Origin of the sequence: Caldiplasma sukawensis (genome assembly GCF_052315375.1) — an archaeon.
Lineage (GTDB): Archaea > Thermoplasmatota > Thermoplasmata > Thermoplasmatales > Thermoplasmataceae > Cuniculiplasma.
In genome coordinates this window covers 231,550-242,707 of the sequence record NZ_JBLSDG010000001.1, presented here as the reverse complement: position 1 = coordinate 242,707, position 11,158 = coordinate 231,550, and the positions used below count along the sequence as shown (strand labels likewise).

Here is an 11,158-nt window from a genome sequence, read left to right as displayed (position 1 = left end):
TCATTTATCTGAGAGCAGCAGAGATAAATGACAAATGGTCAATGAGATCATTGAGGGGATATTATAAATGCATTGATGAGATTAAGGAAATGTTCCAAAGGAGGTATCCTTTATAAATACACAACATTTGGGACACTATGTAGGGTACTCATAAAATTTTAAATGATGTATATTTATTATGCTTCTTTTTACTTAATTGAAAAATAAGTGATTCGTTTCATCAGAATAAATTTCAATGAAATGTAATTGTTAAATTGTAACTTCCTTTTTTTATACCCACTATTTTCAACTTTTAAAGTGTATAATTCGGGCTTCATATTTATGCTTAATAAACTCTTATCAATGATGATTCAAATTGATCTGAATTGTTTCATTTCCATAGTATATTTTCATGATATATGAGAATATTCAGTATAATAAATGTATACAGTTATGCTTCTTCATCACACTGTGAATATCTTAAGTACATTTGTTTATAATTTGATAAATTGCTGATTGAAAATAAGTTTCCACAATTCATTAGCCTCAATTAATATGAAGAACCTTTAATATTGCCTGAATTCGTTTCTCTTTGGATATTCACATCCCTTAATGTCCCCTGGAGGAAGAAATGATTCCGTAAATATCACCTGAAATTGAAGCTGAACAGAAGATAAAAAATGAACTGTGAATGTAATTGTCTGTAAATATTGTCTGCGATTTACTGGAAAAATAAATCTCAAAATACTAAAAATTCAAATGGATTTTAGATGTGATTTTTCCATTTTCAGGGTAAATCTATGTCACATGGCCCTTTATCTAACTGGAACTTGTAATATCTGTTATTCATTTCACTTCAAAGGAATGCTTCATTATACACTTTAATGCAAAATATGAGTGTAAAACTACTACATTTTTAAGAGGGAGAAACAAGCATAGGTGAAAGAACATTATAAACGATGAATTTTTTCCACTTATAATTCATACTCTAATAAGTGAATAATAAGTATTTACAACTATTTTATAATAAAGTTAAAAAAATTTAATAACATTATTCACTAATGAAAATTGATCAGCACTAAAAAATACGGGCTCGGTGGGATTCGAACCCACGATCACCGACTTAGAAGGACGGTGCCTTATCCAGACTAGGCCACGAGCCCATCTATATATATGTCAATAAATTTACTTTCTGGTGATTCCTTATTCGTATTAAAATTTCTCTTAAATTGCAAAAAGAAGGAAATGAAAAAATAATTAACAGTATATTACCAAATCTTGATGAAAAAATAGGAAGAGCAAAGATTAGCTGGATGTACCAGGGAGATTTTTTCCAAGTTTATATAGAAGGTAGTGATACCAACAGCATAAGAGCAGCCCTTGGTTCCATTTCCAAGTGGCTAATTGTGGCTGAGAAAATAATAAAAGAGGTGTAAGTTTGGAAGGGGGAATAGGTAATTATCTACAAAATCAGATAAAACAGGCTGAACAGATACAGAATCAGATGGAAAGCCTGGCCAATCAATCTTATCAACTTGAGGTCAGGATTAAGGAATTGGACAGAACACTTGAGGAACTTGGGAAATTAAGTGATGAGACGCCCATTTTCAGAAGTGTTGGCCCCATACTTTATAAGGTAGATGACAGAAAAAAGCTCATAGATGAACTAACAGAACAGAAGGAATTGAGTAAACTGAGAATGGCTACTATTGAAAAACAGCAAAAAAACCTTGAAGAAAAATATCGTGGGATTGAGGAACTCATAAAAAAGGCATACGGTGACACATCTAAAGGTCAGTAAATTATGAAAACCCCTGAGGATGTTCAAAGCAGAGTTCCTGAAATAGCTTTAGGTATAGAGAAGGTAGGTATTAAAAATCTTAAGGTTCCTTTAACAATAAAGCGTCCAGATGGTTTAAAAAACATTGTTTCAACTGTAGATGTATTTGTGGACATACCTGCTGAGAGAAAAGGGGCTGATATGTCCAGAAGTGTTGAAAGTGTTAACGATATTGTTAACGGAAACAGAATTGAAAATTCAATTGAAAGAGTAGGATTAAGGATAGGAGAGGAGTGCCTCAAAAGATTTACTTATTCAGAAAGGGTAGAGGTTAATCTTAAGGGTGAACTTTTCATAAACAAAAATTCCTACATGGGAAAGGAATCAATGGTTCCTTATGTTTTGATGGCAGAGATTGTAATAGAAAGAAATGGTAAAAAAAATGTGACAATAGGGGTAGAAGTTAATGCCATAAATGCCTGCCCATGCGCCATGGAGACTGCAAGAACAATAATTGAGGATGAGTTTCCTCAGTATTCTGAGGCAATAGAGAAGATACCATTTATAACTCATAACCAGAGAAATCACATTACTTTAAGGGTAACATCATCAGATGAGACAGAGATGGATGTATACCAGTTAATAGATGCAGTGGAAAAGGTAATGGGTGAACCTCTCCTACCGGTCTTGAAAAGAATGGATGAGGGCAAGATGGTAGTTGCGGCTCACAAAAAGCCAATGTTTGTTGAAGATATTGTGAGAGAATGCATGAGAGAAGTGTCTTCCATTGAAAAAATACCCCTGGATGCAACAATAAAAATATCCTCTGAAAGTGAAGAAAGCATTCATCCTCACAATGCATATGCAGAAATAACAATGAAAAAAATAGATGTTAAAAAAATACTTCAGATTTAAATTTCTTTCAGTGCTTTTATAAGCTTTACAACTGCTTCTACAGCGTCTCTTCCTTTTTCAATTCTAGCCATTGCCTGAAGCCTTGTTTCTCCAGGCCCGGTTATTCCAAGAGCAACAGGTTTTCCCGTTTCTACTGAAATGTCCATTATCTTTCTTGCAGCGTTCTGCATTATAACATTATCGTGGTCTGTCTCCCCCTTTATAACAGCCCCTAGAGTTACAACACCATCTACATTTCCTCTTTCACACAGAGCTTTGACTGCAACCGGAATGTCATAGGTTCCAGGAACAAATATTATCTTTGAAACCTCAACACCAAGAAATTTTGCATGCTCCTTAGCCCTCTCCAACATCATGACCGTAATGTCATAATTATATTCCGAAACAACTATTCCTATTTTCATTCATTTCACCTCAATGTCTGATTGCACTTTTTCCACTTTCTCCAAATACATCTCCAGCATCCTCATAACCTTGCCTGAGTCCTTTTCCTGCGTTTTCAGTTAGCCTCCCTGGATAAAAGAGAAGATTATATGCGTTTAGTGCATGTTCTCTGGCCCTTCTATCACAAAGCCAGGCCAGTTCCTTGTCATCCCTGGCTTCATCTTCATGAACAAAAACCTCTATTATATGCTTCCTGTACATAAGCTGCACATTCATAAGGCCAGTTGATGCAATCTGGGCAGAAATCTTATCAACTGGCTTTGGCCCTGGCATACCAGTGGCGATTACAATGTCAGAACCTCTATCAAAAAGAAGTGCACAGGCAACTGGAAGGTCCTTAATTCCAGGAACAGTATATCTTTCAATCCTGTATCCAGTCCCTGTTTTTTCCAGCTCATCTATGACAGATTTTCCCATGTCATATCTTGCAAATGTTGTATCGGCAACACCTATTATTTTCACCTTAACCCCTCAATTATTTTTTCCCTTATCTTTCTGGAAGCAAATGGCTCTTCGGATATGAGAGGGGTGCATCTTACCACTTTTAATTCTATTCCTCTCTCCCTTGATTTCTCTTCTATTTCCTTTTCGTTGAATTTCTGATCGAACCCAAGTGTTATTATGTCAGGCTTAAGCAATTCCACAGTATTGTAAAAATCCCAGTCCCTTCCAACAATAGCTTCATCAACTGGTTTAAGGTAGGACACAAGCTTTGCCCTTGTCTCCTGGGAGAAAAGCAATTTTTTTCCACTCCTCTCTGCTACCTTGTCGTTTGCCACCACTACAACCAAATAATCACCAAGTTTTTTAGACTCACTTAAATAATGAACATGTCCCAGATGTATGATGTCAAAGACTCCCGAAGCCATAACTTTTATCATCAAACCACTTGGCGATAATGTTTTTACCCTCTATAAATGTTAATTCATTTTCCTGTGCAAACTTCTCAGCCTCTTCCCTTTTCATCGAATTTCCTGAATCAGAAAGCATCTCTGCTATGGTCGCACTTGGGTATAGTCCAGCTGCTTCAACCAGGTAAGTAGATAGCTCAGTATGGCCCCTTCTCTTTGAGAAATATCCATCCCTTGCAATAAGAAGGTGAACATGGCCAGGTATTCTGAACTTTTTGTAAAATTGTTCTATGTTCTCCTCTATTGAGCTGCATGAATTTTTCATAAAATCCATCAGGTCGTTGATTGTCACAGACCTGTCATTATCGCTTATGCCCGTGAATGTTCTCCTTGAATTAATCGTAAAACTGAATGTGGAACTGACATCATATTTCATGTCTCCTGAATAGGTTGCTTTATCACCATAAGGAAGAAATCTTCTGTAAAGTTCTTCAATGTATGGAAGGGCGATCTTTCTTGCCTCAGATTCCTTAAGAGTGGTACATATGAGTCCCCCTGCCATCTTTCTTAGCATCATAATGCTTGAAGAATTAACAAATACTGATGGGAAAACAAGATCTGTTTCCTTTTCCCTCTTTTCATCGTCAAATATCAATACAGGTTTTCCATTCCTTAGATCGTGTATAGCTGCATTGATGATGTTTATCTGTTCTGTGATCATATAAGGAAATTGTTACAAACGTTATAAAAATTTATAAAAAAATAGTAGATACTCAAAAATTGGTAGTGATTTAATGTTTACATTTAGGGAAATAAAAAAGGAGGACCTTGTTAGAATAAAAATTCTTGAGGATAGGGCATTTGAGGTTGGGCCATACAGCCTGCTGATGCTTAGATACGCATGGAAGGAGAGCAAAGGTCTAAATCTTCTTGCAGAGGAGGGAATGAACATAGCAGGATATATAATGGCCTCCCCTGTTAATTCAAAAGTGTGTGATATTGAAACCATTGCTGTAGACCCTGATTACAGGAGAAGAGGCCTGGGGAGAGAACTGATTTCCAGAATTGAAATCATGATGCTAAATAAAGGATATGTTTATTCCCAGCTTGAAGTTAGAGTGATGAATGAGGAGGCAATAAATCTTTACAAAAATTGCGGATATGAAGATGTGGAATATTTAAAAAATTATTATTCACTTGAGTATAAGGGTAGTAAGGACGCATTAAGAATGATGAAAAGATTATCTTAATATTTTTGAGATTTCTTCTATTATATTTTTACTTCTTTTACTTGCAAAAACAGTTATGTACTGTTTTGCAAAACTGTTCTGCAATGATGATACAAGAGGAGATAGTTCCCTTATTTCTCTTATTTTCCCATCCTGATCAATTATTGTCAGTTCTGATTTTGATCTTTCAGGTGTTGCATATTCAGAAGGGGGCGTTATATCAACAATTATCTCATCCCCCTCACTGTATTTTTCATATATTTTTTCCTTCAATTCTTCCGGATCTCTTCCATCCAGTGATGCTCTTCCAACAATCCTGTATATATCACGTTTCAATATTCTACTGGCAATATTATTACCATTTGAATCCTCCTTTAATTTATTCATCAAATCCCAGTCCGTTCCATATGCAACCTCATAACTATGATTCATGTTTCTAAGGGCATACTCTGCCATTCTCTGTATGACCCTTGCTGTTTTATGAAAATATACAGACCTGAACATTATGTACCTAGAGATAAGGATGGATTCAACCACTGTGAGCCCCTTGAAGCTAACCACTATATTCCCCTCTGTTTCCACTATTATTTCAAATATTCTTCTTGGATCAAGTGGAAGTATACTAACACCGGTATGATATGCATCCCTGATTAGATAATCCATTTCATCTACGTCCAGTGAGCCGCTGATTATCTGGCTTTCTGCTGAAAATTCTTCCCTTTTTTCCAGAATGCCCATGAGCATATCAAAATCAAAACCCCTGTCAATTATTACATCTTTCAAATATTCCCTGATTATTTTTTTTCCTCTTTCTTCATGTGTTCCGTATTTCAATGAAAATAAATTTTCAAAGGAATGACTAAAAGGATAATGACCAATATCATGTAAAAGTGCTGCCAGCATTATTTCATTCTCATTTTTCATTCTTAGAGATCTTGCAGCAAGCTGTGCAAGATGCATGGTACCAATTGAATGCTCAAATCTTGTATGATTTGCTCCAGGGTAAACATAGAAAACCATTCCTAGCTGCCTGATCCAGTGAAGCCTCTGAAATTGGGCAGTATCAATAATTGGTATAAATTTCTCATCTACCCTTATTGGCCCGTTAATTGGATCCTGAATTATCTTGAATTTTTCATTCATATGTTGTGATCCTCAACCGGGCACCCCGGATCGGGCCCTGCGTCCTGTGAAGTTCCTCCATAGTTTCACTCAACCCCGGACACCTTCAGCATCAAAGGTTCCGACTACCGTTGCTCCCTTCCGGACCTGGCGGGTTCGTCAGACAGATTGCATGCTCATTTTCCTTTGAAATTGAACATGCAAGCCCCCGATCCAAAGGGCCGAAATATCATTGATCCGCTCTGGCTTCACAGAGGCAGAGTTGACCTCACCGGGAAGTCGTCCCTGCATATAGGCTTCAGGTCACAGAGAGTGCCTAGCTCTCCGATCAAGCCCGGCTCTTACCATATGATCATATAATTATTATTTTTTGTCCTGTGTTCATAAGTGTAAAATTTTCTCATATACATTATCAATTTCACCAATAATATTCTTATTTTCCGTGATCTTACTTGCAAAGTGAATTGAAGCCCCAAGACCTACCCCCTCCTTCACACTTCCCTCAGAATATTTTCTCAGACCCTCATGACTGGATTTTTCAAAAAATGTATCTGCGATTTCAAAATTTTTAACTCCACATTTTTTAAAGAATTCATTTCCAACAGAATTGAAAACAAGATCTGTTGTGATCAAGGTTGTGTTTGAAGTGTCTATTGAATCCCTGTTGCATAGGGCAATTATTGCAGCCATTTGGGTTCCTCCTCCAAGTATGATTTTTTTTCGTCTGTATTTTATTATGTTGTAGATCATTGCATGTGTATAATCTCCCGCCCTTTTTATTAATTCCTCAGAACTCAGATTATCTGGTATTTTAGAATTGACTCTTTTTGCAATATTCAATTTTTCTTCATCTGGTGAAATTTTCATTGAACTGCTCACCTTTTCTATGCCAATTATTTTATTAAGCATTATGAGGGCTGAAGTTGTGCCTGCTGGTATGGATTCAGAAATTAGGATTTCTTCCCTGGAATCAAAAATGTTTACAATTTCAATTGCAGCCATCTTAGCTTTTTCATAATCTGGGCATGAATATGTTTCCAATGGGTTCAATGAAGGGAGAAGACCTGTTTCAAAAAAAGGTGTTTTTGGTCTCTTTTCCATACCTGAATTTACAATCATTGTTTTAATTCCCACAATCTTAAAGCATGCATAAGAAACCACAGATGGTGATGGTATTCCATCCGGAGTAATTGGAGGAAAATTAATTGTCAATGGTCTTCCATATAATGATATTTCTGAGTCTACTACGGGAGTGAGAAATGTCAGTTCTGAGTCTGCTCCTGCCTCTGTAATTCCATTTATTTTTGAAAGATGTGTGCTTCCAGCAAAAAGTAAGTTGATGTCAGGATAGTTCATAAAAAGTATAATTTTAAAGGCAATATAAAGAATAGGAAATGCCAGTAAATGAGTGATGAAACAAGGAATATTGGAAATACAATAAATATAAGCATTAGAAAAAATGAAAGATCATATATTTTCAATGCTTTTTTAATGTCTGAAACTGCAGGGTAAAATCCCTTTCTGTTAACAATATAACTTCCTTTCTTTTCAAGCCTTACATTTAGAGTTGCGGCCATTGTACACATACCGTAGGCAGCATTCCTGCTCTCTACGGGATATAATAAGGATTTTATGGAGACCTTTCTGTTGTTGTATCCCAGTAAAAATGATGAAACTCTAATCAATAAAGAGGATATTCTTGCAGGTATTGATGAGAGATAGGTATCAAACCTGGCAGACGCTCTTCCGAACAATCTCAAACTTCCCTCCCTATAACCAAATATGGAGTCAAGAGTGTTCCCTACCCTGTATACATATGAACCTACTGGGCCAAAAAGTGCAAAGAAAAACAATGAGCCCGCAAAACCGTCACATATTGATTCCGATATTGTCTCTATTGCAGCCGAACAAAGTAGTGTTTGGTCAGCCGTTGAAAGATCTCTTCTCACCGTAAGAGAAAGAGCTTTTCTTGCCTCCTCCATATTTTCGGCTTCTAGATGTGTTATGACTGGTTTAATATGAGAATTCATTGATGAAAGTGCAAAAGTGGATTTAAAAAAGATAGAGTAAACGATAACAAAAAAGATAAATAAAAAATTAAAGGAATATAAAACATCTTCAAAAATTATGACCGGTAGAATTACAGATATTAAAGTCAATAATACGGTAAGTTTTCCACCCAAAAGTTTGTTCTTTATTTTTCCTGTCTTTTTATATATGTATGAGGAAAATTTACCTGTGATTATTGCAATGTGGAATGGCCCTCTCGGTTCTCCAAATATTAGATCGATAAAAACAGAAATTATAATTATTCCTGAGAAGAATATTGTTATCTGTATGTAAGGTATCAACGTACTTCCATATTCCAAATCATTATTATTTTTTTCTCAACCTTTTTTCTTCAGATCTGAATCATGGTTTCTATATCAATATGTCTTGAAATATTTTCTGAAAATTTCGTAACTATTTCATTCAATATGTTTTCATAGTTTTTTGTAATATTTGTTTCGGCAAGCCAGCTTAAAATTTTTGCATTTTCCAATACACCATGGATATTTGTTCCCAATATATTGCCGTCGAAATACCCTTCTCTTCCGAAGTCAGTCATGGCAAATGGTTTTTTAATTTCTCCAGAAACCTGACCATAGTGGATTTCATACCCATTTCCTTCAAATGATATTCCATCTATTTCCCCACTATAATTGATCTGTCTAACTGTCTTCTCTTTTGAATAGTGAAAATCGTAAGGTATAATTCCGAGTCCGTATTCCCTATCTCCTGTTCTTTCATCATAAATATTTTTCCCTAGAATCTGAAATCCTCCACATATTCCAATGATCTTTACATCACTCTTTGCAATTTCTTTTATCCTTTTATCCATACCTGTATCCCTTAGATATTTTATATCCATAAAGACATTCTTTGACCCGGGAAGTATTATTGCCTTCAAACCTTCAGGTATATCTTTATGTATATCTCTTGCCAAATTGTGATAATATACGCTATCGAGATCACTGTAGTTTTCCCAGTATGGATACTTTATTATGCCTACCTTTCCGTCATCCCTTTTGAAATCATAATCAATTGAATCCTCTCCAGGAAGAAATTCTTTTTTAACCTTCGGAACTGTTCCAATATGCTTCAATCCTGTTAGATTTTCAATTTTTTTTATCCCGTCGTCTAAAATTTTTGTATCTCCCAGCATTTTGTTTATTATGAAACCTTTTATAGTTTCTGGATACTGTGAAAGTTTATATGATCCAAAAATTGAGCCAAATACCCCACCATACTCGATATTTCCAACGATGAAACCTTTTCCTTTGGATATTTTTGTTAACCATGTGTTTGAAATGTCCCTATCGTAGAGGTTGATCTCCGAACATCCTCCTGCACCCTCAGCAACTATGAAGTCATACTCACCCTTTTTTTCATTAATAATATTCTCTACAATCTTTTTAATATCTCCCGAAATTAATGTTCCGTATTGGCCCACTGTCCTTATGCCAATACTTTTACCCATAAGAATCACTTGCGACTTTCCCATTCCCTCAGGTTTAATTAACACTGGATTCATCCAAGCCTCTGGTTCTATACCTGCACCAAATGCCTGTAGCCACTGTGCCCTTGATATTTCACTTCCGTCCCTTGTGGAGATTGAATTTAAAGACATGTTCATTGCCTTAAAAGGGGCTACCCTGTATCCCTTTGATCTTAGAGTCTTTATTACAGATAGAGTAATTGTTGTTTTACCTGCATTTGAAGATGTACCAAGAATATGCAATAAATCTCCCATCATATCCCTTTTACAATATTTATGAAATAATCGTTTGCTTCCCTTGATTTTATTGATAGTCTGAAATCAGTCTCCCTGAAACCATAAAAATTTGAACAATTCCTCAATGAGATACCGTACTTATCCATCTTTGAAATGAATTGGTCCATCTTATTCTCAGGAATCCTAAATGAAAAAAAATTAACACTGGAGTCCCCTAATATTTCCCATCCCTTACTTTTTATGAACGCAGTTAATCTTTTTCTTTCCTCCATAACCATTTTAATTTCACTCTTCTGAGGATAATTTTTTAAAGAATCTTTCAATAATTCTGGGTAACTCATGGGCATAGTCCATGGCTGGCTCAATTTTTCAAACAGTCTTATATTATCTTTGTTAGACAATAGATAACCTATCCTGAGACCAGGTTTTCCCAGAATTTTTGTCATTGATCTTCCAAAAAAAACATTTCTATTTTCTTTTATTATTTCTTCGTGGTCTGGAATTCCATCATGGTAAAGAAAATCAATATATGCCTCATCTATGAAAATTCTGATGTCTCTTCCATAATAAAAAAGCTTTTCGTAAAAGTTTCTTCCCGGGTATTCCCCTGTAGGATTCACTGGTATATTAGTACTAAACATGTTTATTTTATATTTTTTAATCATGGATGGATTCCTAAATATTCCCTTTACAGGTATTCTTGAAATTAAACAACCCGCTCTAATTGCAGACCTCATATGTTCAGAAAACAGAGGCTCTCCAAATGCAACCCTTGAATTATTGAATACTGAATAATATGTGTATATTAAGGATGTCATCCCATAGAAAGGATAAATATTTTCAGTACTGAATCCAGTGAATTCTGAAATTATTTTCCTTATTTCATTTTCAACGTTTGGATAAGTTGAATACTCATCTTTTTCACCAGACATGTCTAAAATATTGGTAGACATGTCATAAAGTGGATTTTGAATATCCCTGAAATATTGATCTCCGTGTATAAAATTTTTATTGTCCATTGCTGAAATTTTTTTCACAAAAATGTAATAAATTTCATAAATAT

The 11,158-nt window shown here is 35.3% G+C and carries 13 protein-coding genes, 1 tRNA gene and 1 other RNA gene; 4 read left to right on the top strand and 11 right to left on the bottom strand.

Going from position 1 to position 11,158, the window contains the following annotated elements; genetic code table 11:
* Nucleotides 1-1,067 precede the first annotated feature (1,067 nt).
* Nucleotides 1,068-1,142, bottom strand: a tRNA-Arg gene (locus ACNF4Z_RS01240).
* Nucleotides 1,143-1,208: 66 nt separating this feature from the next.
* On the opposite strand from ACNF4Z_RS01240, the gene ACNF4Z_RS01235 reads away from it, so the two are divergent.
* The 3 genes from ACNF4Z_RS01235 to mptA are packed head-to-tail and all read left to right on the top strand — an operon-like array spanning nt 1,209 to nt 2,674.
* Nucleotides 1,209-1,415: a KEOPS complex subunit Pcc1 gene (locus ACNF4Z_RS01235; protein ID WP_458327422.1), complete on the top strand. Its 207-nt coding sequence runs from the start codon at nt 1,209-1,211 to the stop codon at nt 1,413-1,415.
* Nucleotides 1,416-1,417: 2 nt separating this feature from the next.
* Nucleotides 1,418-1,780, top strand: a complete 363-nt coding sequence (locus ACNF4Z_RS01230) for a prefoldin subunit beta (protein ID WP_458327421.1) — start codon at nt 1,418-1,420, stop codon at nt 1,778-1,780.
* 3 nt (nt 1,781-1,783) lie between these two features.
* The gene (gene mptA, locus ACNF4Z_RS01225; protein ID WP_458327420.1) at nt 1,784-2,674 is read left to right on the top strand and encodes a GTP cyclohydrolase MptA; all 891 of its coding nucleotides are present in this window, start codon (nt 1,784-1,786) and stop codon (nt 2,672-2,674) included.
* Here the strand turns inward: mptA and ribH are convergent.
* Genes ribH through ribB form a run of 4 tightly spaced genes read right to left on the bottom strand, consistent with a single transcriptional unit; the run spans nt 2,671 to nt 4,690 of the window.
* On the bottom strand, nt 2,671-3,078 hold the full coding sequence (ribH, locus tag ACNF4Z_RS01220) for a 6,7-dimethyl-8-ribityllumazine synthase (protein ID WP_458327419.1): 408 nt from the start codon (nt 3,076-3,078) through the stop codon (nt 2,671-2,673). The genes mptA and ribH overlap by 4 nt on opposite strands.
* A gap of 10 nt (nt 3,079-3,088) precedes the next feature.
* A complete protein-coding gene (gene ribC, locus ACNF4Z_RS01215; protein WP_458327418.1) occupies nt 3,089-3,580 on the bottom strand; it encodes a riboflavin synthase in 492 nt (163 codons plus the stop codon).
* On the bottom strand, nt 3,577-3,999 hold the full coding sequence (locus ACNF4Z_RS01210) for an adenylyltransferase/cytidyltransferase family protein (RefSeq protein WP_458327417.1): 423 nt from the start codon (nt 3,997-3,999) through the stop codon (nt 3,577-3,579). The genes ribC and ACNF4Z_RS01210 overlap by 4 nt, the downstream gene beginning before the upstream one ends.
* Nucleotides 3,968-4,690: a 3,4-dihydroxy-2-butanone-4-phosphate synthase gene (ribB, locus tag ACNF4Z_RS01205; protein WP_458327416.1), complete on the bottom strand. Its 723-nt coding sequence runs from the start codon at nt 4,688-4,690 to the stop codon at nt 3,968-3,970. The genes ACNF4Z_RS01210 and ribB overlap by 32 nt, the downstream gene beginning before the upstream one ends.
* Nucleotides 4,691-4,763: 73 nt before the next feature.
* Here ribB and ACNF4Z_RS01200 point away from each other — a divergent pair, with 73 nt between their 5' ends.
* On the top strand, nt 4,764-5,219 hold the full coding sequence (locus ACNF4Z_RS01200) for a GNAT family N-acetyltransferase (protein ID WP_458327415.1): 456 nt from the start codon (nt 4,764-4,766) through the stop codon (nt 5,217-5,219).
* Here ACNF4Z_RS01200 and ACNF4Z_RS01195 read toward each other — a convergent pair.
* From ACNF4Z_RS01195 to ACNF4Z_RS01170, 6 genes are all read right to left on the bottom strand, one after another.
* Nucleotides 5,211-6,341 carry an HD domain-containing protein gene (locus ACNF4Z_RS01195; RefSeq protein ID WP_458327414.1) on the bottom strand — a complete coding sequence of 377 codons (1,131 nt, stop codon included), beginning with the start codon at nt 6,339-6,341 and terminating at the stop codon, nt 5,211-5,213. The genes ACNF4Z_RS01200 and ACNF4Z_RS01195 overlap by 9 nt on opposite strands.
* Before the next feature lie 14 nt (nt 6,342-6,355).
* An RNA gene (gene ffs, locus ACNF4Z_RS01190) (signal recognition particle sRNA) lies at nt 6,356-6,660 on the bottom strand.
* 41 nt (nt 6,661-6,701) lie between these two features.
* Nucleotides 6,702-7,676 (bottom strand): hypothetical protein, encoded by a 975-nt coding sequence (locus ACNF4Z_RS01185; RefSeq protein WP_458327413.1) that lies wholly within the window; start codon nt 7,674-7,676, stop codon nt 6,702-6,704.
* Nucleotides 7,673-8,671, bottom strand: coding sequence for an adenosylcobinamide-phosphate synthase CbiB (cbiB, locus tag ACNF4Z_RS01180; protein WP_458327412.1), 999 nt, complete (start codon nt 8,669-8,671; stop codon nt 7,673-7,675). The genes ACNF4Z_RS01185 and cbiB overlap by 4 nt, the downstream gene beginning before the upstream one ends.
* A gap of 50 nt (nt 8,672-8,721) precedes the next feature.
* A complete protein-coding gene (locus tag ACNF4Z_RS01175) occupies nt 8,722-10,116 on the bottom strand; it encodes a cobyric acid synthase (protein ID WP_458327411.1) in 1,395 nt (464 codons plus the stop codon).
* Nucleotides 10,113-11,132: an aminotransferase class I/II-fold pyridoxal phosphate-dependent enzyme gene (locus tag ACNF4Z_RS01170; RefSeq protein WP_458327410.1), complete on the bottom strand. Its 1,020-nt coding sequence runs from the start codon at nt 11,130-11,132 to the stop codon at nt 10,113-10,115. The genes ACNF4Z_RS01175 and ACNF4Z_RS01170 overlap by 4 nt, the downstream gene beginning before the upstream one ends.
* Nucleotides 11,133-11,158 lie beyond the last annotated feature (26 nt).